General features: G+C 40.3%; 24 protein-coding genes. 5 read left to right on the top strand and 19 right to left on the bottom strand.

Features of this window, described 5'->3' with window-relative positions; genetic code table 11:
• Positions 1-981 precede the first annotated feature (981 nt).
• Positions 982-1,410: a hypothetical protein gene (locus tag PSF09_RS19750; protein ID WP_210836413.1), complete on the top strand. Its 429-nt coding sequence runs from the start codon at positions 982-984 to the stop codon at positions 1,408-1,410.
• A gap of 119 nt (positions 1,411-1,529) precedes the next feature.
• On the opposite strand, the gene PSF09_RS19745 is transcribed toward PSF09_RS19750, so the two are convergent.
• The 4 genes from PSF09_RS19745 to acs form a co-directional block, all read right to left on the bottom strand.
• Positions 1,530-2,021 carry a 3-deoxy-7-phosphoheptulonate synthase gene (locus tag PSF09_RS19745; RefSeq protein WP_272684384.1) on the bottom strand — a complete coding sequence of 164 codons (492 nt, stop codon included), beginning with the start codon at positions 2,019-2,021 and terminating at the stop codon, positions 1,530-1,532.
• 121 nt (positions 2,022-2,142) lie between these two features.
• Positions 2,143-3,792, bottom strand: a complete 1,650-nt coding sequence (actP, locus tag PSF09_RS19740; RefSeq protein ID WP_272666502.1) for a cation/acetate symporter ActP — start codon at positions 3,790-3,792, stop codon at positions 2,143-2,145.
• On the bottom strand, positions 3,789-4,100 hold the full coding sequence (locus PSF09_RS19735; RefSeq protein WP_004906633.1) for a DUF485 domain-containing protein: 312 nt from the start codon (positions 4,098-4,100) through the stop codon (positions 3,789-3,791). The genes actP and PSF09_RS19735 overlap by 4 nt, the downstream gene beginning before the upstream one ends.
• A gap of 195 nt (positions 4,101-4,295) precedes the next feature.
• Positions 4,296-6,251 carry an acetate--CoA ligase gene (gene acs, locus PSF09_RS19730; RefSeq protein ID WP_210836417.1) on the bottom strand — a complete coding sequence of 652 codons (1,956 nt, stop codon included), beginning with the start codon at positions 6,249-6,251 and terminating at the stop codon, positions 4,296-4,298.
• A gap of 417 nt (positions 6,252-6,668) precedes the next feature.
• Between acs and sodA the strand changes: the two genes are divergently transcribed.
• Together sodA and yiiM are read left to right on the top strand one after the other, a co-directional pair.
• Complete coding sequence (gene sodA, locus PSF09_RS19725; protein WP_004906628.1) at positions 6,669-7,295, top strand: superoxide dismutase [Mn]; 627 nt, start codon at positions 6,669-6,671, stop codon at positions 7,293-7,295.
• 138 nt (positions 7,296-7,433) lie between these two features.
• The gene (yiiM, locus tag PSF09_RS19720; protein ID WP_272666503.1) at positions 7,434-8,111 is read left to right on the top strand and encodes a 6-hydroxyaminopurine reductase; all 678 of its coding nucleotides are present in this window, start codon (positions 7,434-7,436) and stop codon (positions 8,109-8,111) included.
• Positions 8,112-8,202: 91 nt separating this feature from the next.
• Here yiiM and PSF09_RS19715 read toward each other — a convergent pair whose 3' ends face one another.
• Positions 8,203-9,837 (bottom strand): ATP-binding cassette domain-containing protein, encoded by a 1,635-nt coding sequence (locus PSF09_RS19715; protein ID WP_272684383.1) that lies wholly within the window; start codon positions 9,835-9,837, stop codon positions 8,203-8,205.
• On the bottom strand, positions 9,830-11,515 hold the full coding sequence (locus PSF09_RS19710) for an ABC transporter ATP-binding protein (protein WP_272684382.1): 1,686 nt from the start codon (positions 11,513-11,515) through the stop codon (positions 9,830-9,832). The genes PSF09_RS19715 and PSF09_RS19710 overlap by 8 nt, the downstream gene beginning before the upstream one ends.
• A gap of 186 nt (positions 11,516-11,701) precedes the next feature.
• Here PSF09_RS19710 and PSF09_RS19705 point away from each other — a divergent pair, with 186 nt between their 5' ends.
• Positions 11,702-12,607 carry a LysR substrate-binding domain-containing protein gene (locus PSF09_RS19705; RefSeq protein ID WP_272684381.1) on the top strand — a complete coding sequence of 302 codons (906 nt, stop codon included), beginning with the start codon at positions 11,702-11,704 and terminating at the stop codon, positions 12,605-12,607.
• A 44-nt stretch (positions 12,608-12,651) separates the two neighbouring features.
• On the opposite strand, the gene PSF09_RS19700 is transcribed toward PSF09_RS19705, so the two are convergent.
• Entirely contained in the window at positions 12,652-13,527 is an 876-nt protein-coding gene (locus PSF09_RS19700; protein WP_272666506.1) for a pirin family protein, read from the bottom strand.
• A gap of 266 nt (positions 13,528-13,793) precedes the next feature.
• Here PSF09_RS19700 and PSF09_RS19695 point away from each other — a divergent pair, with 266 nt between their 5' ends.
• The gene (locus PSF09_RS19695; protein ID WP_102140131.1) at positions 13,794-14,471 is read left to right on the top strand and encodes a hydrolase; all 678 of its coding nucleotides are present in this window, start codon (positions 13,794-13,796) and stop codon (positions 14,469-14,471) included.
• Between the two features lie 146 nt (positions 14,472-14,617).
• On the opposite strand, the gene PSF09_RS19690 is transcribed toward PSF09_RS19695, so the two are convergent.
• From PSF09_RS19690 to PSF09_RS19635, 12 genes are all read right to left on the bottom strand, one after another.
• Positions 14,618-15,175 carry a class I SAM-dependent methyltransferase gene (locus tag PSF09_RS19690; protein WP_210836430.1) on the bottom strand — a complete coding sequence of 186 codons (558 nt, stop codon included), beginning with the start codon at positions 15,173-15,175 and terminating at the stop codon, positions 14,618-14,620.
• Between the two features lie 40 nt (positions 15,176-15,215).
• A complete protein-coding gene (locus PSF09_RS19685; RefSeq protein WP_272666508.1) occupies positions 15,216-15,509 on the bottom strand; it encodes a hypothetical protein in 294 nt (97 codons plus the stop codon).
• 182 nt (positions 15,510-15,691) lie between these two features.
• Entirely contained in the window at positions 15,692-16,735 is a 1,044-nt protein-coding gene (gene trpS, locus PSF09_RS19680) for a tryptophan--tRNA ligase (RefSeq protein ID WP_272666509.1), read from the bottom strand.
• Between the two features lie 16 nt (positions 16,736-16,751).
• A complete protein-coding gene (locus tag PSF09_RS19675) occupies positions 16,752-17,444 on the bottom strand; it encodes a phosphoglycolate phosphatase (RefSeq protein ID WP_272684380.1) in 693 nt (230 codons plus the stop codon).
• Entirely contained in the window at positions 17,441-18,115 is a 675-nt protein-coding gene (gene rpe / locus PSF09_RS19670; RefSeq protein WP_004263207.1) for a ribulose-phosphate 3-epimerase, read from the bottom strand. Before rpe ends, PSF09_RS19675 begins: the two co-directional genes overlap by 4 nt.
• A gap of 15 nt (positions 18,116-18,130) precedes the next feature.
• Positions 18,131-19,033: an adenine-specific DNA-methyltransferase gene (gene dam / locus PSF09_RS19665; protein WP_210836432.1), complete on the bottom strand. Its 903-nt coding sequence runs from the start codon at positions 19,031-19,033 to the stop codon at positions 18,131-18,133.
• 82 nt (positions 19,034-19,115) lie between these two features.
• Positions 19,116-20,027 (bottom strand): SPOR domain-containing protein, encoded by a 912-nt coding sequence (locus tag PSF09_RS19660; protein WP_272666510.1) that lies wholly within the window; start codon positions 20,025-20,027, stop codon positions 19,116-19,118.
• 263 nt (positions 20,028-20,290) lie between these two features.
• A complete protein-coding gene (gene aroB, locus PSF09_RS19655) occupies positions 20,291-21,379 on the bottom strand; it encodes a 3-dehydroquinate synthase (RefSeq protein WP_272684379.1) in 1,089 nt (362 codons plus the stop codon).
• A 45-nt stretch (positions 21,380-21,424) separates the two neighbouring features.
• Positions 21,425-21,946, bottom strand: a complete 522-nt coding sequence (gene aroK / locus PSF09_RS19650; RefSeq protein ID WP_004906592.1) for a shikimate kinase AroK — start codon at positions 21,944-21,946, stop codon at positions 21,425-21,427.
• A gap of 507 nt (positions 21,947-22,453) precedes the next feature.
• Complete coding sequence (locus PSF09_RS19645) at positions 22,454-23,518, bottom strand: transporter (protein ID WP_210836435.1); 1,065 nt, start codon at positions 23,516-23,518, stop codon at positions 22,454-22,456.
• Positions 23,511-24,059: a hypothetical protein gene (locus PSF09_RS19640; RefSeq protein ID WP_272666512.1), complete on the bottom strand. Its 549-nt coding sequence runs from the start codon at positions 24,057-24,059 to the stop codon at positions 23,511-23,513. The genes PSF09_RS19645 and PSF09_RS19640 overlap by 8 nt, the downstream gene beginning before the upstream one ends.
• Complete coding sequence (locus tag PSF09_RS19635) at positions 24,052-24,597, bottom strand: PilN domain-containing protein (protein WP_210836438.1); 546 nt, start codon at positions 24,595-24,597, stop codon at positions 24,052-24,054. The genes PSF09_RS19640 and PSF09_RS19635 overlap by 8 nt, the downstream gene beginning before the upstream one ends.

Genomic DNA, 24,597 nt, shown 5'->3' with positions numbered 1-24,597 from the left:
GACTTGAGGCAAAGTAGTGAGTAACAACTCACTTCTATTTGGGCTGCAAAGAGGGCTGGGGAGTTAAGAGGGGAGAATTAAATCAAGGAGCTACACCCATAGCATTCAGGGGCGGAATGCGATTGAGGGATGTAAAGTAGTAAGTAACAACTCACCTCTATTTAATTAGCAAAAGAGTGTGGGGTGATAAAGAACTTAGATATAAAGCGATGGAGAAGTAAGAAGTGTAGTTGTAGTTGGGAAAAATTAAATTGCATCTTCAATGCATTTAGAGAGTGAATGCTAATGAGGGATACAAAGTAGTAAGTAAGAGCTCACAAGTTGCTTGGTGGGGAGTGGAGTTTTAGTAAAACCCATGGATATAGTGAGTTGGTGGTTTATCTAATACTGCGATGAATGGAATGGCTTGAGAAATAAGTAACAGTTCACTTAAAAAAGAAAATTAAGCAGTGAAGGTTAGCTTGAACCATCATCTCTTAAATAGGTATAAATGAATTCATTTATACGCCCTACCGATAGATAAATTATAATCTATTAAAATAAATAATGAATTAGTAAGATTAGTTCATCGATTTACTCTACTTTGCTTGTTTGGGTTTTTTCTATTTTATGGTTTTTATGGTGTTAATTTGGCTGTACAAACAGTATGTGTTTATCATTTAAATATTAATAATATCAATAGATAAGGTGTTGCAAGCCATTTTTTCTGATAAAAAAGTAGTTTATCACTATTTTAAAATTTCGTCTAAAATTCATTCGAATGGTTATTTCTATATATAAAAATTGTTAAATTGATGTTTTATTTTATTGTACTTATAATGAGTAAATCAACTTAAGATATTACATTAGATATAAAATTTGTTTATAAATAGAATTTTCAATGGAAAGAGCACAGTCCAAGGTGTCGTTAATAACATAAGCTGTAATTATTAACTGACTGTATTTCATGTAAATATGATTTGTGTATCAAAGGTGGGTAACATGAAAAAGGCAAAAAGCGCTAATCATAAGATTTTTGATCAAATTCTTTCTGTAAATAAGCAGAAAGAAAACGAATTTAACAATGGGCAAGATGGTGCAATTATTCTTTCTATACTTGTGATGTTTTTTGTACCATTTTTACTATTAAATACAGCAAGAATTTATTTTGGAATAGATTACAGCTTTGTCGCTGTGATCTCCATGTTGGCGGTTAGTGCTATCATCACATACACATTGTATAAGCGTCTAAAAATGGATTCTAAATTTGCTGAGAAGCATATTGTATTAGACCAATTATTGATGTGTTATACGCCAAAAAATAAAGCAGAGTTTAAGAGCCTTCAAGAAGAGAGAAAGGCAAACCCATCAAGTACTTATTCACTTGTTGAAGATTGGGCTAGTAGAGAAAGACTACACTATGCAAATTAGCACACACTAATAATCTAATAAATGTTTGCATATCCCTCGGCTACTTTTAGTTAGTTGGGGGATTTTTTTATCTATTGCAAAGGCTAGCCCCACATTGAGGGCTAGATTAATAAAAATAACTAATTCCAGTTTTTACCTAGAAGGTATGCAACTTCGAGAGATTGCATTCTGTTGAGTCTAGGGTTACATAATGACTGATACTTATAACTAATATCTTCTTCGCTGATCTCAGGAATACCCCCAGTGCACTCAGTAACATCTAGTCCTGTCATTTCTAAGTAGACACCTCCTGGATGTACTCCTGCTTCCTTTAATATATGAATGAACTGAATCATTTCATCAGTAATATCCGTAAAATAGCGTGTTTTATATCCTTCTTTGGCATTTTTAGTATTACCATGCATAGGGTCAATCATCAAAATGACAGGCTCTCTACTGGACTGAATTGATTTCATGAGAGTTGGAAGCTTTTGTTTAATAACCCCTGCACCCATTCTAATGATGAGAACTATTTTTCCTTTCTCTTGACTAGGATGTAATTTCTTTATTAATTTCAGCAACGTATCTGATGTGATATTTAGTCCGCATTTGATACCAATAGGGTTTTCTATCCCTCTTAACTATTTGATATATAATTGTTATTCATTGTTATTTAATTATTTACGTTATATAGAATAAAAAAAACGGCATAAATAGCCGTTTTTTATTCTATACAATTATGAGCGATCGACGTTAATGCGATTTTCCTTGTTCAATACCAAGCCCAATCTGTGAACGAATAAATTGTTCTTTAAAGCGCTCCCTTTCCATTTTCCCTTGTTCTGAATTATCTGTTATAGAGAATAACCATGAAGCAATAAATGCCACGGCCATGGAAAAGATTGCTGGATATTCATAAGGATAGATTGGTTTTTCATGATGAAGAATACTAACCCAGATAGTTGGCCCTAAAATCATTAAGACAACGGCGGTAATTAAACCGAACCAACCCCCTGCCAATGCTCCACGAGTGGTCAGTTTGCGCCAGTACATTGAGAGTAGAATGATTGGGAAATTACAACTTGCTGCAATTGAGAAAGCTAAACCGACCATGAAGGCAATGTTTTGTTTTTCAAACAGAATGCCCAACCCGATGGCAACAAAACCTAAGATAACAACGGTAATTTTAGATACGCGTAATTCATCTTTTTCATCAGCTTTACCATTTTTCATTGCCATCGCATATAGGTCATGAGAAACCGCGGAGGCACCTGCTAAGGTTAAACCAGCAACAACAGCAAGGATGGTGGCGAATGCAACTGCAGAAATAAAGCCTAAGAAGAAATTACCACCAACTGCATCAGCAAGATGTACTGCGGCCATATTGGTGCCACCAATTAATGCCCCAGCAGCATCTTTAAATGCAGGATTGGAACTTACAAGAACGATAGCACCAAAACCAATAATAAAGGTTAAGATGTAAAAGTAACCGATAAATCCAGTGGCATAGAACACACTTTTACGTGCTTCCTTAGCGTCACTAACGGTGAAGAATCGCATAATAATGTGAGGAAGGCCTGCTGTACCAAACATTAATGCTAAGCCAAGGGATAAGGCGGATATCGGGTCGGAAACCAGCCCTCCAGGACTCATGATAGCAATACCATTTTTATGAACTTCTACGGCTTCTTTAAATAAGGTATTAAAGTTAAAGCCAACATGCTTCATAACCATAACAGCCATGAATGTTGCACCAGCTAATAACAAGATGGCTTTAATAATTTGAACCCAAGTAGTGGCTAACATTCCACCAAATAGGACATATAGCACCATCAATATACCCACAATAACAACCGCGACGTGGTAATTGAGACCAAATAACAATTCAATTAATTTACCCGCACCAACCATTTGAGCAATAAGATACAGTGCAACAACAACCAGAGAGCCAACCGCAGATAGAATACGAATTGGTCTTTGTTTTAATCGATAAGAAGCGACATCAGCGAAGGTATAACGACCTAAATTACGTAAGCGCTCGGCAATTAAGAATAGAATGATCGGCCAGCCAATTAAGAAGCCAATCGAGTAAATCAGGCCATCGTAGCCAGAAGTATAAACTAGGGCGGAGATCCCTAAAAAGGAGGCTGCAGACATAAAGTCGCCAGCGATAGCCATCCCGTTTTGGAAACCGGTAATTTTCCCGCCTGCAGTATAGTAATCAGAGCGAGAACGCGTTCTTTTTGACGCCCAGTAAGTTATATATAAGGTAAAGCCGACAAACAGTAAGAACATCACAATCGCCTGAATATTCACAGGCTGGCGTTCAACATCCCCTGTCAATGCATCGGAAAACGCCATTGAGGAGGTAAAAAAGAGAATGAGTGAGAGCAATATTTTCATTTTTCTACCTCTTTTAAAATTTCTGCCGTTAAACGGTCGTATTCACCGTTAGCTCGGATAACGTAAAGCCCCGTTAGTACAAATGAAATGACGATCAGCCCTACACCAACAGGGATTCCTCTTGTGATATATGAACCTTCGGATATTGGTGTTCCAAGCCAGCTTGGGTCAAAAGCGATAAGAAAAATAAAACCAACATACAGCACGAGCGTTATTATTGATAACAACCATGAAAAGCGACTACGTTTTCTAACCAGTTCTTTAAAGCGAGGGTTATCCTCTACCTTTTCGTAAGCAGTAGCATTCATCAGAGTTCTCCTCTGTTATACTCGTTATACTTCAAATTGCAGCTTTGTTGACTACACTCACTCACACGAGTTACATACTTATGTATGCCCCTCGTGATTCGTTCGCTTGTCGCCTAGCTGCACCTCGAATTACTTAGAGTAAACCATCTTGTTGGGATGTATGTAAGGCCGCCTCTATGAGTTGGCCTTTTGGCGTTATGACATACTCATAGACTGTTTTTCTTCGAGTAGTTTTTCGACAACACCAGGGTCGGCCAGAGTGGAGGTATCTCCGAAATTACTGGTGTCTCCTGATGCAATTTTTCGTAGGATGCGACGCATGATTTTACCGGAACGGGTTTTGGGTAGTGAATCCGTCCAGTGAAGTACATCCGGGGTGGCAATAGGGCCAATTTCCTTACGAACCCAGTTGCGAACTTCGGTGTATAGCTCTGGTGATGGCTCAACCCCAGATATTAATGTGACATAAGCATAGATTGCTTGGCCTTTAATATTATGAGGAATACCGACCACGGCAGCTTCAGCCACTTTCGGATGTGCAACGAGTGCTGATTCTATTTCTGCGGTACCTAAACGGTGGCCCGAAATATTCAGTACATCGTCAACACGGCCTGTGATCCAGTAATAACCATCTTCATCACGACGAGCACCATCACCACTAAAGTACATGCCTTTAAAGGTTGAGAAATAGGTTTGCTCGAAGCGTTCGTGATCGCCAAATAAGGTTCGGGCTTGGCCCGGCCATGAATCAACAATCACTAAGTTACCTTCTGTGGCGCCTTCGATAGGTTCACCAAGGTTATCGACTAATGCAGGGCGAACACCAAAGAATGGCAATGTTGCAGACCCTGGCTTTAACATGGTTGCCCCTGGAAGTGGTGTGATCATAAAACCACCTGTTTCGGTTTGCCACCATGTATCAACTACTGGGCAGCGGCTATTACCAATTTTTTTGTAGAACCACTCCCAAGCTTCAGGGTTAATGGGTTCCCCCACTGAACCGAGAATTCGTAATGAGCTGCGATCTGTACCTTCAATGGCTTTATCTCCTTCGGCCATTAATGCACGGATAGCAGTTGGAGCAGTATAAAGGATATTGACTTGGTGTTTATCAACCACTTGGCTCATTCGGTTAACTGCTGGATAATTAGGTACCCCTTCGAACATTAATGTTTTAGCACCATTGGATAATGGCCCATATAACAAATAGCTATGGCCTGTAACCCAGCCTACATCTGCAGTACACCAATAAACTTCACCTGGATGGTAGTCGAAGGTGTATTTAAATGTCAGTGTGGCATAGACTAAATAACCGCCAGTGGTATGCAGAACGCCTTTCGGCTTACCTGTCGAACCAGAGGTATATAAGATGAATAGCGGGTCTTCTGCGTTAATTTCTTCTGGAGGGCAATCTGCACTGACCCCTTTGATGACGTCATGCCACCAGAGATCACGGCCTTCTACCCAGCTCGGTGCGTTGCCTGTGCGTTGGTAAACAATCACATTAGAAACCGTAGTGACTTGCGGGTTAGCGAGTGCGTCATCCACATTTTTCTTTAATGGAATTGCACGACCCGCTCGTAAGCCTTCATCTGCAGTGATGATTAGCTTCGCTTTGCAGTCAATAACGCGACCAGAGACCGCCTCAGGGGAGAAACCAGCAAAAATGACTGTATGTATCGCGCCAATACGAGCACAAGCCAGCATCGCGACAGCAGCTTCGACAACCATCGGCATGTAAATGGCAACAACATCGCCTTTACGAATACCTTGTTGTTTCAAAACATTAGCAAACTGACAAACATCATGGTGCAGTTCGCGGTAAGTGACATTTTTTGACGATGAGGGGTCATCGCCTTCCCAAATAATCGCAGTTTGGTCGCCTTTTTCAGCCAGATGGCGGTCCAAACAGTTCGCACTTAAATTTAATGTACCATCTTCAAACCAGCGGATATCAATATGGCCGGGGTCAAAAGAGGTGTTCTTGACACGTGTATAAGGTTTAATCCAATCAACGATTTTTCCTTTTTCGCCCCAAAATCCTTCAGGGTCTTGAATCGAGCGTTGGTACTCATCGTTATACTGTTGTTCGTTTATCAGGGCATTTTTTGCAATTTCAGCAGGAACGGGATGTTTAGTTATTTGAGTCATATTATTATCTCCTTGCAGATGTTAATACTATGTCAAAAAATGGTTAACTAAAGCACGATTTTTAAATTTGTTTTTCTTTTGCGCGGAAGATCACGTATTAATTGTAATGAGATTTGCAGTATTATCATTTGATGCTAAATATCAAATTGAAATATAAAGCTAAAAATATAATAAAAGGTAGATTTAAAGAAAAATAAACGATGGGGTTATTGGTATTAGTTACTGAATAAAGGAGTTCTCATAGCGAATATAAATATCCATACATTTACTATGGGTTTGATAATGATTTTCATTAACAGTAAAATAACTATAATAGATAGTAATTCACAAGGTGCGAAGTTACGCAAGTGTTTACCCTATGAGCCTTGTGGTAAAAATGAGAAACATAGCGGTATTTACGTCACTGGAGACAATAATATGAGTTATACGTTACCTGCTTTACCTTATGCTTATGATGCGCTGGAACCACACTTTGACAAGCAAACCATGGAAATCCACCATACTAAGCACCATCAAACCTATGTGACTAACACCAATACAGCGTTAGAAAAACTGCCTGAATTAGCGGGTTTAGATATCGATGTTTTGATTCAAAAATTGGACCAAATCCCAGCTGATCAACGTACGTTTGTTCGTAACAACGCAGGTGGCCACTCAAACCATAGTCTGTTCTGGAAAGGTTTGAAATTAGGTACTGAATTAAAAGGCGAACTGAAAGCTGCGATTGAGCGTGATTTCGGTAGCGTTGATGCATTTAAAGAACTGTTTGAAAAAGCAGCTGCAACACGTTTCGGTTCTGGCTGGGCATGGCTGGTTCTGAAAGATGACGGTAAATTAGCTGTCGTTTCAACTGCTAACCAAGACAGCCCATTAATGGGTGAGGCTATTTCAGGCGTATCTGGTTACCCAATTATCGGTTTAGACGTGTGGGAACACGCTTATTACCTGAAATTCCAAAACCGCCGCCCTGATTATATTAAAGCATTCTGGTCAGTTGTGAACTGGGATGAAGCAGCGGCACGTTTTGCAGCAAAAGCTAAATAATTTTATAAGATAATTTATTTGCCATAAGCGCAGCGTTAATGCTGCGCTTTTTTATTTTGTAGCCCATCTGATTGTTATCTCTACTGGCATTCTTTATGATGGAAGTTCTATTACTTTGCTAAGTGGAGAGCACTGTTCATGTCATATTATCCCCAAGTCTTTATCGGTAAAGTCCAAGCAACCCAGTCTTGTGGGCACAGCGCTATCCATAAGCAAGCTGCCGACGGGTTACTGGTATTAGGGCAATTGGGGCTTGATGGTGATGAACAAGCTGAAAAACGCCACCATGGTGGGCCTGATAGAGCACTTTGTCATTATCCTCGTGACCATTATGATTTCTGGGTCAATGCATATCCTGATTTAGCCGATTTATTTGTTGCCTCTGCATTTGGGGAAAATATATCAACGTTGGGTATGACTGAAGAAAACGTATTTATTGGGGATATTTTTGCATGGGGTGATGCGCGTATTCAGGTCACTCAACCCCGTTCCCCTTGTTATAAGCTCAATGGGTTAACGGGAATTGAAAATTTTGCACAAATAATGCAAGACAATGGGCGTTGTGGTTGGTTGTACCGTGTCATTAAAACAGGCAATGTTAGTGAAAATGCGCCATTAGCGCTATTGAGCCGCAATAGTGATATTTCAGTACAAGAAGCCATTATGATTGCATTTCATGCCCCTTATGATGAGGAACTATACCAGCGCCTGTTAAGTGCCGCAGGGTTATCCGCAAGTTGGAGCTTAACCATGCAGAACCGTTTAGATAACCACCGCATCGAAGAGTTTAAGCACCGGTTGTTTGGTAAGCGTTAATCACAGGTGAAAAGCCATTGTGCGCTTATAGCAGAGAGAGTCTTCAGCCATAAGCGCTTGCTAGCAATATAACGTGCGATACTGAAAATGCCTATGTCTTAGGCGTTTGTTGTATAAACTGTTGGTACCACGGGATATTCGCCATTAATTCGAGATGTGTTCCCTGAGCGATAATTTTTCCTTTCTCCATATACACAATTTCATCCGCTTGTCGGGCTAGATTAGGCTGGTGGGTGACGATGATACGTGTTTGTTGTTTGGCTTGAGTAATAAGGTCAATCACGGAGGCAGTATTGATATTATCAAGGCTTGCTGTTGGTTCATCCATTAAAATGATATTAGGATGCTGTAGAATCAGCCTTGCAATACACAGCCGTTGTCTTTGTCCTCCAGAAAGTAACATACCACCGGCACCTATCTCTTTTTCTAAGAACGTATGATTGACAGTGAAATTAAGTTGAGTCAGCAATGCACTGATTGCCCGGTCATCAATATTATCATTATCAAGTGCCAAATTTTGGCGTACGCTACCGCAAAATAAACGGCTATCTTGAAGTAAGACTCCCCGGCGAGCACACAATATTTCTTGTGATAGGTTTTTAATATTTTTATTACCGTAGTTCACACTGCCATGTGTTGGGTCTTGTAAGCGAGCGAGTAAGCTTAATAATGTACTTTTTCCTGCTCCGGATGGCCCTACAATGGCGGTAAGCGTATGTTCCTTAAAGCTAAGACCTATATTTTGTAAAATGCATTTTTTATTATCACTGTAAAATGATAACTGTTCACAGCTAACGCTATCGATAGTGGGTGTTGATGAACGATAAGGAAATGTTAACACCGGAGCCTGCAAGGCTTTTTCGATTCGTTGAATTGCTTTTTTCATTTGCCTAATTGATTGGTCTAAATGAGAAAGTAACCACATAGGTTCAATTAAGCGCGCTAATAAAACTAACCCTGCTAGCCACATATTTAATGGTATCTTTGCATGATCAACTAAATAAATACCGAACCCAAAGAGCGTAATAAACGCGGTTTGTACCATCAATGAAAATAATAAGTGAAATGGCAAACTTCTTCGTTGTAGCTGTCTCTGAGTTTGATACTGGGATGCTAAGGCAAATTTGGGATGCAGCTGCTCATAATGGGTATTTGAGCGACGAATCAATGGCTGGTGGAGCGCATATTGGTTGAGTGCACTCATTGCTTGTTGTTCTGATTCATGAGTTGCTCGTTCAAAAAAGGCAATTTTTCTGGCGGATAAGCGTAAAGAGATTAATAACAAAAGGAGTATAAACAGTAAAATAGCGCCAAATGCACCTTGATAGACTAACACGCCAATCACGATAGTACAGGGCGTGACTAACCCACTGATAATAGGATGGAGCAAATGTGCGGGGACAGACATAACCTGTGATACAGGTCCTGAAATTAATTGGTTGCTGTTTGAAATGGGTTGCAATGAAAGGGGCAGATGGCGAATAAGTGCCGTAGCAAGATAGCGCATCACCAATCCCCCTGCAAAATAGCCTTTCTGGGTGGCTATAAATGTTACGGCGAGTGTCGTTAAGCTAGAAAGAGTGAATAGTATTAATGGCATAGAGGTATCAAGGTGCCAATCTAAAATAACGACAAATAAAAATAACCCGCTAATTCCTTCTAAAATAGCGCTTAGCGTCATCCAAAATATAGCATTACGTACGGTGTACAATAAGCGTTTAAGCACAGTTCTCCTCCAATGCACGTAAAAGTTGCTGATAGGGTTCTGAATGTATTGAAAGTTGTTGATGCGAGCCTTGTGCGATTAATTTTCCGTTACCTAACAATAAGATGCGGTCTGCTAGATTCAAGCCGTTTAAGTCATGGGTGACGAATACACAAGTTCGCGGCTCGCTGTGCAATAAATTAAGCACCCGCTGTGCATTTTGTGGGTCAAGTGCGGATGTTGGTTCATCAAGCAGCAATAAAGGCGCTGGTGATAGCAACGCTCGTGCAATCGCGAGGCGTTGAGCTTCTCCACCGGACAACACCATATCTTGCTCTATCACGGCATCTAGCCCTTTAGGTTGTTGTTTTACCAGTGATAATAAGTTGAGTTCACCAAGGTAACGGTACATATCATCTTCAGTGGCGTTTGGGGCAAATAGTTGTAGATTTTCACGCACAGAACAAGGCAGAGGCGGGGTGCTTTGCATGACGATGGAAACCGTACGGTTCAAACTAGTTAATGATAGCAGTGGTAATGGAACTGAGTTAAAGAGGACATTTCCCTCTGTTGGGTCTAAAAAGCGCGCCATAAGTTGTATTAAGGTGCTTTTTCCCGCTCCAGACGTTCCGACAATAGCAATAAATTCGTTGGGTGCTATGGTGATATTAATACTCGATAATATTGGGTTATCACCTATTCTAACGTCAACTTGGGCAAGTTTGAGCTCACCTTGGGATGGCGTAATTTCCTTTTCTCCGTAATGCATATCCGGTTCGGCTATAAGTTGGCGAATACGTTCTGATGCGCTAACAGCAAGGTTCAAGGCGTCTGCACCATGCCCCATTGCAGCAACGGGGGCAGCAATACTGCTAATTAATAGAATGAATAAAATGACTTGAGCGAGAGGTACGGGCTCAGATAGTAATGAAGCCCCAAAAATAACCCATAATGACAGCAATGTGCTGCTGATACCGACTTGGGTCAGTGAGCTCAAGGCGCCTATTTTACTTATCCATCGCTTAAAGGCGATTTCAAATTGGTATAACGCTTGTGATGCTTTTTTTTGAATGGATTGATTGGGATATTGCCTTGCCTGTAGCGGGTTATCTGCAAGTTCAGCATATTGTTCATACAAGGCGCTCATTGTCTGGTTACGTGAGGTATATAGCGCCTGATAACGTATAGAACGCATTTGTTTAAATAAAAAAACTGAGGTGATTAATGGCATCAAGCAAAAAATGGTGAGTAGTGCATTTTGCCATAATAGAATGAGAGTTGCTGTTATTGGGACGATAATTAATTTTGTGATATCTGCGGGGGCATGAGCGGTTAATTGATGTAGCCAACGGACATCACGATCAGTTATTTGCAAAAAGCCATCTCGACCATGTTGGGCAAAGTGGTTTAGAGGGAGTTTTTCTACTTTATCCAGAAGTTGTAGCCTGAGTTGATGGCAGAGATGGTTATCAGTTTGATGCGTTAAATACAGAGCAAAAGTTTGGCAAATTAGCCAGCTCACACCACCGATGGATGCAATAACAACCCATTCATAATATTGATGAACGGAAGCGTTGGCAACTTGGCTAATTGCTATCAATGGAATGAGTGAACAGAGGCCTGCTATGGCTTGTAAAATAAGTGCAAATAATAGTGTGAAGCGATAGGGACGAAGTAATTCCCAAAGTGCGCGGTACATGCGAAACCTCCATAGCGAATCGGTCACTTTAATTTATTTCGCTTTGTTATCGTGAATTAGTTGTTTTGCTTGCCAGACTATTTGTTTTGTTTGCAGGCCTTATTGGCGGTATTCATTTTTAAAGCGCTTTTTTGGGGTTTTTAGTAAGATGGCGATATTGCGATTAGGAATATTGAGGGGGGTGAGATGCAATATGATTTAAATGATCTCTACTATTTTGTGAAAGTTGTGGAATATGGTGGTTTTTCACAAGCGGGTTTAGCTCTAGGGATCCCTAAATCTAAATTGAGTCGACGTATTGCAGACTTAGAGAAAAACCTTAATGTTTCATTGATTTACCGTTCTACTCGCCAGTTTCATGTCACGGAAGTGGGGCAAGTCTTTTATCAGCAGTGTAAAAATGTGGTTGATGAAGCTGAAGTTGCTCATGAATTGATTTGTTCCGTTCAGTCACACCCTAAAGGAACGATCAAGCTATCGTGTCCAGTCGCACTATTACAAGTCTATCTCAATGAATTACTTGTAGATTTTATGATAAAGCACCCTGATATAGATGTTCAAATTTTAGCAGTTAACCGCCCTGTAGATGTGATTAGTGAAGGGTTGGATTTAGCTATTCGCGTGCGCTCATTGCCATTAGATGATTCTGGCTTAATGATGAAAGTACTTGGATATTCACGGCGTATCTTAGTGGCTAGCCCGCAGTTATTCGCAGAGCACGGTGAACTCACAGAACCCGAAAAGCTGGTGGATTACCCGATGTTAGCGAATACAGAGCATTCACAAAATTACACGTTGACCCTCAAAAATAGTCACGATCTTAGCTTTACGCAGCATTTTACCCCTAAGTTAGCGACAACAGATGTCTTAACGCTATACCATGCGGCACGCAAAGGGGTTGGGATCGCGAGGTTGCCTTATGGTGTGGTAGAAAAAGATATTGAATCAGGGAAATTGATAGAGGTATTACCGAAATGGCAGTTTCCTGAAGATATCATTCATGCGGTGTATCCATCACGCAAAGGGCTGTTGCCATCAATCCAATTATTATTAAATCATTTAGCTGATAATATTTCGCCGTCAGTGAAATAAATTTCCCCGATAGCACATTAGGCTATCAGGGAAATATTTCTTATTTACTGTGTTTCAGGAATGCGGCCAAATTTCCCACTGTTGAAATCATTCACGGCCTCATTGATTTCTTGCATAGTATTCATCACAAAGGGGCCGTAACCAACAACCGGCTCGTTAATAGGATCACCACTGAGCAACAGTACTAAGGCATCTTCTGTGGCTTCTAACAGAATATTGCTGTCTGTATCGTCGAGGATCATCAGCTCCCCTTCGTTTAAAGCGGAGCGACCATCAACAAATATTGAACCACGTAACATGACCAAACCGACATAGCGTCCCGCTTTGGTTGGGATACCTACCGTTTTACCTTTGTTCAGTTGCAAATCCCATACATCTAATGGACTAAAGGTTTTTGCTGCCCCTTTATTACCTAAATAGTCACCCGCGATCACTCGCAGTGTACCTGCATCATTGGGTAATGCGACTTTTGGCATACTATGGCTTTCTAACAGCTGGTAGCCGGGGGCCGCTGATTTATCTTTTGCTGGCAAATTAACCCACAGTTGTACCATATCAAGAGTGCCACCTTGTTTCATGAAGGCGTCAGACTGATACTCTTGATGCAAAATACCCGATGCCGCCGTCATCCATTGAACATCGCCAGGGCCTATCACACCGCCTTCACCCGTAGAATCATGGTGAGCCACTTCGCCATCATACACTATCGTAACGGTTTCAAACCCACGGTGTGGATGCTCGCCAACACCCCTGTTTGCTGAATTTGAGCTTGGGAAATCAAAAGGCCCCGCTCTGTCGAGCAAAAGGAATGGGTTGAGGTATTTCCCATGATCGTTATAGCTAAACATTGAACGGACAGGAAAGCCGTCTCCGACCCAATGGCTGCGAGGAGATTGATAGATACCAATAATTTTTTTCATGGTTTTGCTCCTAAAATTGTTTTGATGACTGAATAATAAAGGAGCAAATCATTTGGCAGTAGTGGCAAAAATAGGTTTCATTGTTGCAGTGATAGAACAATAGAATAAAGTCTAATTATTCTATTTATAGAACAGTGTTTATCAAAAACTGGACTACTCAGCCTTAAATCGATGAATTAATCTAAATAACACGAAAACGGAGCGGCTATCGTTCTATTTTTAAATCAAAAACAGATTTCATATTTTATCGATTGAGAGGTTTCATCATGAGTAGCCCAGCTAATTTTAATGGTCAACGTCCTGCTATTAACCCAGAAGATGCGGTGATGTTATTAATCGATCACCAGAGTGGCTTATTCCAAACCGTAGGTGACATGCCAATGACGGAATTGCGCGCTCGTGCCGCTGTTCTGGCTAAAATGGCTTCCCTAGCTAAAATCCCAGTAATAACAACGGCTTCTGTACCTCAAGGACCAAATGGTCCGCTGATCCCAGAAATTCATCAAAACGCACCACATGCACAATATATTGCACGCCGTGGCGAAATTAATGCATGGGATAACCCTGAGTTTGTGGCAGCAGTAAAAGCAACAGGTAAAAAACAATTAATTATTGCAGGAACCATTACCAGTGTTTGTATGGCTTTCCCTGCGATTAGTGCGGTGATGGATGGTTATCAAGTATTTGTGGTCATTGATGCATCAGGCACCTACAGCAAAATGGCACAAGAAATTACCTTAGCGCGAGTGGTGCAAGCAGGTGTCGTTCCAATGGATACTGCGGCTGTTGCTTCAGAATTACAAGGGACTTGGAACCGTGAAGATGCAGCGGAGTGGGCTATGGCTTACACACAAATTTTCCCTGCTTATCAACTATTAATTGAAAGCTACAGTAAAGCGCAAGAAGTTCTGAAAAATAATGAGCAATTAGATTCTGAACGTTAATTCGCGATAACCTCCCACATTTAACTTACGAAATTAAATCAGGTGGTGGATGGCATATTTGCTCCAACCCATATGTGATATTAATCTAATTGATTGTTATTGAGCATGGTAAAAACGGGAAATTTATCCCGTTTTTTATGAAAAATTTATTTGGGGTAGCAAACATAAACCCAAGCGGGTGGAAAATTGAGATAGACACGTTGTTTTGTAAAATTAAAATAGCGAGAAAACATCTTTTCGCAGGATTGGGTGTATTGAAATAAAATAAAAACCCCTTGCTTGGCAACTAAGCATTGATTCGCTTTCTTCAGAATTCTCATGCCTATCTTTTTATTTAGTGAGAGAAAAGGGATGCCAGAGATAATCACATCATACTCATCTTGAAGATATTCAGCCGAAATGGGGTAAACGATAACTCGGTTATCTTTAATCTGTTGAAGTTGTGTAATAAACGTATTATTAACTTCATAAATATCTAATGATGTATTTAATGAAGACTTTTGCAGTATTTGTTTTGTCATTACGCCATTACCAGCACCTATTTCTGCAAATTTACTTTGTTTGCCCCAATCGATATAACTCAGCATGGTATTACAGAGTGAGCTAGATGATGGAATAATCGACCCCATCTCCCTTGGCGAAGTAATAAATTGCTTTATATATTCTTTGTATGAATTAAGCCATAGCGCATTAATAATAAACATTTGCACCTCCAATTAGGGGTATAAGAATTGTTTATTTACTTCACACGGGTAAACCGCACTCACTACAGAATTTATCGCCATATCGGATCATTGAGCGACATTGTTGGCACTGCATCACGTTACGGTATTGCTGCTCGATCTGCTGTTTATCGTTGTAGTACCCATTATTATGGTCACTGTGTTTGGATGAGTGTCCTTGATTTGAATACCCCCCATGCTTGGATGCCCCACCATGTTTGGAATAGCGTGAACCTCGATTTAACCCAAATAATTTGCTGAAAAATGACATAGGTAATTCTCCGTTATTGAGTGTGTTCACGATTAATATAAACATTAGAGTTAACTCCAGACACAAGGCAAAAAGAGATTAATTACACGATATTACATTTAATTACTGTGGGTAATTAATTTGGCATTTTGAATTGATGGGCTGGGTATTACAGGAGGAAATAGACGTTGTCAGTAGCCTAATGGGGGATGAATTTCCCCCATTACACTTAATTTAAGTGGTGAATATTACAACTGCGGGCGTTTAACGAAGCCAATTGCTTCATAAACTTTATCTAACGTTTCTTGCGCGCGAGCAGCCGCTTTGGTTGCACCTTCATCCATAATTTGGTTGAGCAGCACTTCATCATTACGGAATTCATGGTAGCGAGTTTGAAGTGTAGTTAACATGCCAGAAACGGCTTCTGCCACAGCACCTTTTAGATGACCGTACATTTGGCCTTCAAATTCTGCTTCGAGTTCTGCGATTTTCTTACCAGTCACGCCTGACATGATATCTAATAAGTTAGAAACACCCGGTTTGTTTTCTAAATCATAACGAATACGCGGTGGCTCTTCGGAGTCAGTCATTGCGCGTTTGATTTTTTTCACGACAGATTTCGGGTCTTCTAATAATGCGATAACGTTGTTACGGTTATCATCAGACTTAGACATTTTCTTGGTTGGATCTTGCAGCGCCATAACACGGGCACCACCACCTGTCGGAATGAATGGATCGGGTACAGTGAAAATATCACCGTAAATAGCATTGAAGCGTTGAGCAATATCACGACTCAATTCAAGGTGTTGTTTCTGGTCAATACCAACAGGCACTTGATTCGTTTGATAAATCAAAATATCTGCGGCCATTAGTACCGGGTAATCAAATAGGCCTGCATTGATATTTTCTGCATGACGGGCCGATTTATCTTTAAACTGAGTCATACGGCTCAACTCACCGAAATAGGTGTAACAGTTAAGCGCCCAGCTCAATTGAGCATGTTGTGGGACATGGGACTGAACAAAAATAGTGCTTTTTTTCGGGTCAATGCCACAAGCTAAATAAAGCGCGAGTGTATCAAGGGTTCTTTTACGCAGCTCGATAGGGTCTTGGCGAACAGTGATAGCGTGCTGGTCAACGATACAGTAAATGCAATCGTAGTCATCTTGCATTTGTACCCACTGACGTAATGCACCCATATAGTTACCGATGGTTAATTCACCGGAAGGCTGTGCGCCGCTGAATACGATTGGTTTTTGGGGTTGCTTTAAATTTTCAGTGGGAGTGCTCATTTAGTTATGTCCTTGCTTATTTTATTTCAGATAACCCAATTGCAGGTAATAAATCAGAAAAATGCGTTAATACACAGTTCGGTTCACTCAGTGCAATAGATTCACCATAGTTATAACCGTAGGTCAGACCGACACACCGGCATTCAGCGCTTTTCGCTGCAATAATATCATTACGAGAATCGCCGACAAAAAGCAATTCTTCTTTACGTAAACCGAATGTTCCCATCGTTAAGTAGAGAGGAGCTGGATGCGGTTTTAAAGCTTTGACATCATCGCTACCCAATACCAGAGAAAAGTAGTGTTCAATGTCTAACTTCTTCAATAATGGAGCAATAAATGGGGTCGCTTTATTAGTTACAATCCCCATAGGCAGGCCATGTTTCGCTAATTGCTCTAAAGTGTCTTTTACTTCAGGGAACAGTTGGCTGCCTGTGGTGACAGATGTTGCATAGAATTTATCAAAACTGGCTCGTGCTCTTTTTTGTAGCTCGGGCGTGATTTCTGCTCCTGCCCAAGAAAGCGCTCGCTCAACTAACACATCAACCCCATTGCCGACCCAAATAGAAACACGTTCTTTACCTGCGGGAGGGAAATTCAATTCGTTGAGCATGTTGTCGATAGCGTCAGCTAAGCCGCTGGCGCTGTCTACGAGAGTGCCGTCTAAATCGAAAGCTATCGCTTTGATATTCTCTAATACAACTTGAGTCATTGAGATACCTTTTGTAATTCGTTACGCATCGCGTCGATGACCGTTTTATAGTCAGGTTGATCAAAAATAGCAGAACCTGCAACGAAGGTATCCGCACCTGCTGCTGCGATTTCTGCGATATTGTTCACTTTGACACCGCCATCGACTTCCAAACGAATATCATAGCCACTCTCATCAATTAATTTACGGACTTGGCGCAATTTATTGAGTGTTTGTGGGATAAAGGATTGGCCACCAAAACCTGGATTGACTGACATGAGTAGGATCATATCGACTTTATCCATCACATAATCAAGGTAGCTAAGTGGGGTTGCTGGGTTAAATACTAACCCTGCAGTACAGCCATGCTCACGAATTAATTGCAGTGAGCGATCAACGTGTTCACTGGCTTCAGGATGGAAACTAATATGGGTTGCACCGGCCTTAGCAAAGTCAGGGATAATGCGGTCAACGGGTTTCACCATTAAATGGACATCGATAGGTGCAGTAATTCCGTAGTCACGCAGTGCTTTACATATAGGCGCTCCAAACGTTAAGTTTGGCACATAATGGTTATCCATAACATCAAAATGCACGATATCGGCACCAGCTGCAAGAACATTGGCAGTATCTTCGCCTAAACGGGCAAAGTCAGCAGATAAAATAGATGGGGCAATGAGAAAGTTTTTCATTATTGTCTCCGATTATTAATCGTTATCTGAGAGCCATTCATCGCTAGGTACAAGGCGCTGCGTTTTTTTCTTATCTATCTTTCTAGGAGAAAGGCTATTTGGTATACCCGGATATAATGCCAGTAACTCATTGACTTTTGTCCGGTTCAATATATTTCTACTGATAGTGCGACGTACTTTTACAATATGTAATTGGGCTTGATGATACCACTCTCTCGTCATCGGCGTATCATGATTTGAGATCAAGACAGGGATTTTGCTTTCTGTTGATAACTTTTGTGCCAAAATCGCTAAGTTTTGTTGTTCAAGCGAATTAAATGAATTCGTATGATACGCGGTGAAATTAGCGGTATCTGATAAAGGTGCATAGGGTGGGTCACAGTAGACAACAGCCCCCTCTTTTGCGTTGAGCAAGGTTTCACCATAATGCTGAGTTATAAACGTCGCATTTTGTGATTTTTCAGCAAACCACAGTAATTCTTCTTTAGGAAAATAGGGTTTTTTATAGCGGCCGAAAGGAACATTAAATTCACCACGAGAATTATAACGGCATAACCCATTATAGCAGTGGCGGTTTAAGTATAAAAAAAGGATACTGCGTTTCTCAGTATCGGTTGATTGGTTAAAGGCTTCACGCATTAAATAATATTGTTCGGAAGTATTATATTCAGGTGTGAAGATTTGCTGGGCTTCTTCGATAAAAGAATCAGCACGGTCTTTAACCGTATTGTAGAGGTTGATGAGGTCACTGTTGATATCTGCCAGTATGTAGGAATCATAACTGGTGTTTAAAAACACTGACCCAGCACCAACAAAAGGCTCAATTAAGCAATCACCTTGTGGAAGGTGTTTTTTGATTTCTTCCACAAGGGGGTATTTGCCCCCAGCCCATTTTAAAAAAGCGCGTTTTTTTTTCATGCCGTCTTTATTATTACAATCGTTTAGAGTAATAAATCTATACTCTGTCAGGACAACATAATGCGCCCGGGGAAAAACGTTGTTATTTTTGATCCTGTTTGACTTGTTTCATATTTCTAACCCACGGTTTTTTCGCTTGCACTGCAGCAGGTAAGGTTCCTATTGCATTTTTTGCGTCGGTCACTGAACTATAATTTCCATGAATAAGAACATACCAGGTTTGCCCATTACGTATAGTTTTATAGACTTTGTAATTGGCCAGTTTGTTTTCTTTTGCAAAAGCTTCCAATGTATCAGAGCGGCTTGCGCTGCTGAGTTGTAATGTATAGCTACCTGCTGGCGCAGACATGATATTACTACCTTGGCTACTTGCTGTTGATGCGGGTTTCGCTGGCTGTTTAGTCTGCACAGGATGTTTTTGCTCAACGGGTTTTGCAGGTGTTTTTTCTGGTGTGACTGGTTTAACCACAGGTTGCTGTTCGACAGGTTTAACAGTTGGTGGTGTTAACTGTGTCGCATTTTGTGGTTGGTTAGTATTTGGTACAGAAACTTGGCCTTGATTTAAGGCATCAACGACATCACCAGGTATTTCGATACGCTCACCCAGACCATTTGGTTGAGTTTGAGGCTCTCCTTGGGTTGGTGTCGGGGTAATTTGTGTACCGGTAATTTCTTGCGGTTGCCCTGATAACGTTTGACCTTGTGAATTTGTCAACGATGAGGAGCCCGATAAGTCGATATTCTGTGAATTATTTGCACCCGTTGTTTGTTGCTTTTCATGCTCTGTAGGGGCCTTTAAAGCTGAGCTGATAGCAATAATGAGCAGCAATAGAACCAGAACACCTACACCAATCATAATATGTTGGCGTGAGAGTGCAATTTTAGGTTTTGCAGCAGATGATGATTGGCGTGAGCGCCCAGTCGGTCTATCCGATGTATCTGGCCTAAGATCATTTTGACCTTGAGGCTGGTTATCTGGTTTAAATTCGTCCATTTTCCTCTCCCGAATAAAATTTGCCTATAGTAGAGATAAAATGTCTCTTATCAGTACAACCTCTTAACGACCAAGCAGGGCATCACTGCTTATTTTAAAGCATATATCCTTTCGTAATACCACGCTAGCCAAAGTGGTATTGATAATACGCTTTTTCAGAGTTTCGTATATAGGCGTAGGCATACCGTATAATTTAACGACTTTAGCGAACATCTACCAGTAACATTTTAAAACGCCAGTAAAAATTCGAGTTTTTCTTCGTTTTATGACATACAGGATGATATTGCCGCAATGACAGTCTGCGTATCAACATCTGAACGCATTTCCGAATGGCCGATAGTGGTAGGTAAAATTAAATGTAGTTTTCCACCCATCACTTTTTTATCTCGCATCATATGTGGGAGATAATCATCGGGCTTCATTTGTGACGGGCCTGTGACGGGAAGTGATGCACGCTCTAAAAGTGTGACCACTCGCTGTGTTTGTTCAGGAGTAAATTGACCAAGTAACTCAGCTGTTTTTGCAGCCATAACCATGCCAGCAGCGACAGCTTCACCATGTAACCAGACGCCATAGCCCATATGCGCCTCGATAGCATGGCCAAAAGTATGGCCTAAGTTCAATAGTGCACGTAACCCACTAGTTTCTTTTTCGTCTGCCGCAACGACTTGTGCTTTTAATTCACAACAACGGCGAATACAGTAGGCCATCGCGTGGTCATCAAGAGCAACGAGAGCATCAATATTATCTTCTAGCCAGCTAAAAAAGTCACTATCGAGGATAATGCCATATTTAATGACCTCAGCTAAGCCAGAAGCGAGTTCTCTTGGTGGAAGTGTTTTTAAACAGTTGAGATCAACCACAACAGAAGCGGGTTGATAAAATGCACCGATCATATTTTTCCCTAATGGATGATTGACAGCGGTTTTACCACCGACAGAAGAGTCCACTTGAGATAATAAGGTCGTAGGAACTTGAATAAAACGCACTCCACGCTGATAACTTGCTGCTGCGAAACCGGTTAAATCGCCAATGACGCCCCCACCAAGAGCGATGAGGGTGGTGTCACGGTTATGGTGTTTTTCAAGTAATGCGGTAAATACATCATTCATAATGAATAATGATTTGTATTGTTCACCGTCTGGTAGAATGATGGTATCAACTTTTACACCTGAAGATTCAAGAACATGCTTTATCTTATCGAGATAAATAGGGGCAAGAGTTTCATTTGTCACAACCATTGCTCGTTGACCTGCAGTTAATGGCCAAAATGCATCCGTTTGTTGATATAAGCCGGGTGCAATATTGATTGGATAACTACGTTCGTCTAGAGTGACGGTGACTTTTTCCATCTTGCTTTACCTTAAGTTCATTTTTGAAAATAACACCATGAATAATTAGTTTTTTTCTAATAGTTCAATGATTTGGCTGGCAACAACTTTAGCGCTTTGCTCATCAGTATGAATAGTAATATCAGCAATTTCTTCATACATCGGATTGCGTTCGTCAGCCAGTTTCTCAAGAACTTCACGCGCAGGTTCGTCAACTTGTAATAGTGGACGTTTTTTGTCACGTTGTGTACGAGATAATTGTTTCTCAATGGTGGTCTCAAGATAAACAACGACACCGCGAGCGGATAGGCGATTACGGGTCTCTTTGGACTTAACAGAGCCACCGCCTGTTGCTAAAACAATGCCTTGTTTCTCTGTAAGCTCATTGATGATTTTTTCTTCGCGATCGCGAAAGCCTTCTTCACCTTCAAGGTCGAATACCCAGCCTACATCTGCGCCAGTGCGTTTTTCTATCTCGTGATCAGAGTCGAAAAACTCCATATTAAGCTGTTGAGCCAACTGACGGCCAATAGTACTTTTGCCAGCACCCATTGGTCCAACCAGAAAGATATTGCGTTTCTCTGCCATGTTTTTTGGTATTACTACGATTATTCGTTAATGATTACCCGCCCCGCCAATCAGATTAGCGGCGGGACCTAAACTGAAACCTCATAAGTGATGATGTGAGATCAGATAAGAAAATTATCTCAATACATCAACCTGAATTGCAACTATATAAATATGGCACTAAGCAAGCAAAGTGCCATATTTAAAATTGCAGGTTTCTATATTTGAGCCGTCTATGTTGTCTAATGCCTTGTTTATCATGGTTTTTAACAGTTTCTAGCTATTGGTATCAGCAAGTTATTTCTGTTAAGTGTAGAGCAACATTAATTGTGGCTGTTTTATAAGCGACTGACAGCTTGTTCTTTAATCTACGGATAGTTAGAACACTCAATGGATAACCTTGTATGCTAAAACGACGTCAGCGTCAAATTTATCCGGTAGGTTTATGGCATAAAAAATATTTTTTTTTGTCATCTTTGACTTATTGCTTATTCAACTATTTGAAGTATATGCGTTATTTTTTCTATATTAAATATTGATAAGTTTTGGTGTTATAAAAACGATAAGGACACGTTTATCTATATGCTCTGCCGTATTTGTGAATAATGTACCTAGAAAAGGAATGTGAGATAAAAAAGGTAACCCCGTCTCTGTTTTTTCTTGTTTTTGTTGAAAAATTCCCCCAAGGATAAGGGTTTCATTATTTTTGATAGTAACGGTCGTTGCGATTTCTTGCTTATTGATGGCCAAGTGATGATGTTGACTGCTAGTGAGTGCAGTATCAGGCGAGTTATGACTAATTTTTAGATTTAACTCAACTTTTTCATCACGCACAATAGCGGGAGTGACATCCATTCCGAGTACAGCGTCTTTAAATTGTACGTGCGTTTTCTTTTCATTACTGGTGACATAGGGGATCTCTGTACCTTGCTGAATACTTGCGGGTTGTTGGTGTGAAGCAACTAAACGAGGACTCGCAATAATAGAAAGCAAATTTTCTTTTTCTAATGCTTTAAGTTTCATTTCAAGTAAACCCTCTCCAAGGCTAAGAACATTGAAGGAAAATTGCCCGGATATTGAAGAGTAACGGTTGTAACGATGTAAATGATTAGTGCTCAGATTTCCCCCTGCCATCATGCCCCATTCTAAACCCAATTCTTGTAATGCAGTTCGGCTGCTACTAATGATATGTGCAGTGATTTGCACTTGTTTATTCGGTATATCTTTATGTTTTATCCATTCATCAATCAGTGCTAACCGATCTGGAACATCTTTAATAATAAGACTGTTTGTTGCGATATCGTGATGGATAGATGCATTTGTTGATAATAATGAAGTATCAGGGTGTTCTAATAGGAGGCGAACCTCTTGGGCATTGACTGAGACTAATTTAAATATTTTTTCGGTTAGTAGTGTTTTACTTGGTGCTATTGGCGCTATTGTAATCTCTGAGGTGGGCTGATTTTCTATTACCAAAGGTGGGGTAAGTGGTGCAAAAGGATCTCTAATTTCTTCGGCAGAGACTAAAAATGAAGACAAAAAGAAGAGTCCCCCAATAATTATCATGAGAATGTTAGTTAGTGAGTTATTCATTATGGTTATCATCCTTGATGGCGAGAGTGTCGTTGAAAAATGAAAATGAGATGGCGGTAATGATAATTCCTTGTTTTAAATGTATTTTTATATCTTGGAAATGCCATCTCTGAGTTTGAGGAAGAGTAAGAAGCTGCTCTATAACGTGATAAATAGCAGCAAAATTGCCTTGGAACTCCATAAAATAGGTATTGATATCTGTGGGTTGCAATTGATTAAGTGTGACTGAAGAACGAGAAAGTAAAGTATTTAACTGTGTAAGTAATTCAAGAGGTGCTTCTTTAATATCAATTGATTGCTTTAACAATTGAGCCTGCTTTTCTAGTAGTTGCAACGAAGGTGAGTGGTGAAGAGTTTTTGTTTCTTTTGCAATTGCTTCAATTAAGCTCAGGTTCTCAGTAGCTAATTCCATAATCTGATTTTGATTTTCTTTCCAGTATAAAAAATACCCAGTAATGATACAAAGAGCCATGAAGAACCAAACCGGTAGCGTTTGTTGCCAAAAAGGGCGGTACCAAAAAGAATGTGTAGATTCACTCATCGAGCTCCCCTTGGTATTTGGCAGTTAGGTGTAAACGGTTTAATTGATTCACTCGGCTGATTTTTTTCAATTGAATATCACTTAAACCGGGGTGTCTTTTAAGCTGTACGCCGAGTGAATTGATATCTTGAAAATCATAACTGTTAGCTTTGATCTCTAGTTTGTTATCCATTAACTGTAGATTTGTTAGCCAACTTTTGGGTGGGGTTATAGTTGGAAGATTTTGTAATAGCCTAAGTAAAAATTGGTTATTTTCTATGATGCTATCTACTTGTCTTTTTTTGTTCATCAAACGGTTGAGCTGTGTTTGTTGAGCCGTGATCTGCAATGTTAATTGCTGTATCTGTTCATATTGCAGTTGGCTATTATGCTTTCTATTTTTTAGGTCATCTATTTCAATTTTTTGAAATAAAAGTAAAAAAATACAAGCTATAATTACTGAACAGCAAACTACAAAGCAAAAGAGTAAAAACTCTCGTATCTTCTTTTTTATTTGCCGTTGGCGCCAAGGGAGAAAATTAACTTGGTATAGTTCCAT

Source organism: Providencia sp. PROV141 (assembly GCF_028481645.1).
GTDB lineage: Bacteria > Pseudomonadota > Gammaproteobacteria > Enterobacterales > Enterobacteriaceae > Providencia > Providencia rettgeri.
This window is presented reverse-complemented; position numbering and strand designations above follow the sequence as displayed.

Bases quoted from the DNA above. Each gene is read 5' to 3' on its own strand.
- PSF09_RS19710 (WP_272684382.1), bottom strand. From the start codon at position 11,515: ATGTACCGCGCACTTTGGGAATTACTTCGTCCCTATCGCTTCACACTA.
- aroB (WP_272684379.1), bottom strand. From the start codon at position 21,379: ATGGAAAAAGTCACCGTCACTCTAGACGAACGTAGTTATCCAATCAAT.
- rpe (WP_004263207.1), bottom strand. From the start codon at position 18,115: ATGAAAAACTTTCTCATTGCCCCATCTATTTTATCTGCTGACTTTGCC.
- PSF09_RS19685 (WP_272666508.1), bottom strand. From the start codon at position 15,509: ATGTTTATATTAATCGTGAACACACTCAATAACGGAGAATTACCTATG.
- PSF09_RS19750 (WP_210836413.1), top strand. From the start codon at position 982: ATGAAAAAGGCAAAAAGCGCTAATCATAAGATTTTTGATCAAATTCTT.
- PSF09_RS19660 (WP_272666510.1), bottom strand. From the start codon at position 20,027: ATGGACGAATTTAAACCAGATAACCAGCCTCAAGGTCAAAATGATCTT.
- PSF09_RS19735 (WP_004906633.1), bottom strand. From the start codon at position 4,100: ATGAATGCTACTGCTTACGAAAAGGTAGAGGATAACCCTCGCTTTAAA.
- dam (WP_210836432.1), bottom strand. From the start codon at position 19,033: ATGAAAAAAAAACGCGCTTTTTTAAAATGGGCTGGGGGCAAATACCCC.
- sodA (WP_004906628.1), top strand. From the start codon at position 6,669: ATGAGTTATACGTTACCTGCTTTACCTTATGCTTATGATGCGCTGGAA.
- PSF09_RS19635 (WP_210836438.1), bottom strand. From the start codon at position 24,597: ATGGAACTATACCAAGTTAATTTTCTCCCTTGGCGCCAACGGCAAATA.
- aroK (WP_004906592.1), bottom strand. From the start codon at position 21,946: ATGGCAGAGAAACGCAATATCTTTCTGGTTGGACCAATGGGTGCTGGC.
- PSF09_RS19690 (WP_210836430.1), bottom strand. From the start codon at position 15,175: ATGTTTATTATTAATGCGCTATGGCTTAATTCATACAAAGAATATATA.
- actP (WP_272666502.1), bottom strand. From the start codon at position 3,792: ATGAAAATATTGCTCTCACTCATTCTCTTTTTTACCTCCTCAATGGCG.
- PSF09_RS19675 (WP_272684380.1), bottom strand. From the start codon at position 17,444: ATGACTCAAGTTGTATTAGAGAATATCAAAGCGATAGCTTTCGATTTA.
- trpS (WP_272666509.1), bottom strand. From the start codon at position 16,735: ATGAGCACTCCCACTGAAAATTTAAAGCAACCCCAAAAACCAATCGTA.
- PSF09_RS19645 (WP_210836435.1), bottom strand. From the start codon at position 23,518: ATGAATAACTCACTAACTAACATTCTCATGATAATTATTGGGGGACTC.
- acs (WP_210836417.1), bottom strand. From the start codon at position 6,251: ATGACTCAAATAACTAAACATCCCGTTCCTGCTGAAATTGCAAAAAAT.
- PSF09_RS19700 (WP_272666506.1), bottom strand. From the start codon at position 13,527: ATGAAAAAAATTATTGGTATCTATCAATCTCCTCGCAGCCATTGGGTC.
- yiiM (WP_272666503.1), top strand. From the start codon at position 7,434: ATGTCATATTATCCCCAAGTCTTTATCGGTAAAGTCCAAGCAACCCAG.
- PSF09_RS19695 (WP_102140131.1), top strand. From the start codon at position 13,794: ATGAGTAGCCCAGCTAATTTTAATGGTCAACGTCCTGCTATTAACCCA.
- PSF09_RS19640 (WP_272666512.1), bottom strand. From the start codon at position 24,059: ATGAGTGAATCTACACATTCTTTTTGGTACCGCCCTTTTTGGCAACAA.
- PSF09_RS19705 (WP_272684381.1), top strand. From the start codon at position 11,702: ATGCAATATGATTTAAATGATCTCTACTATTTTGTGAAAGTTGTGGAA.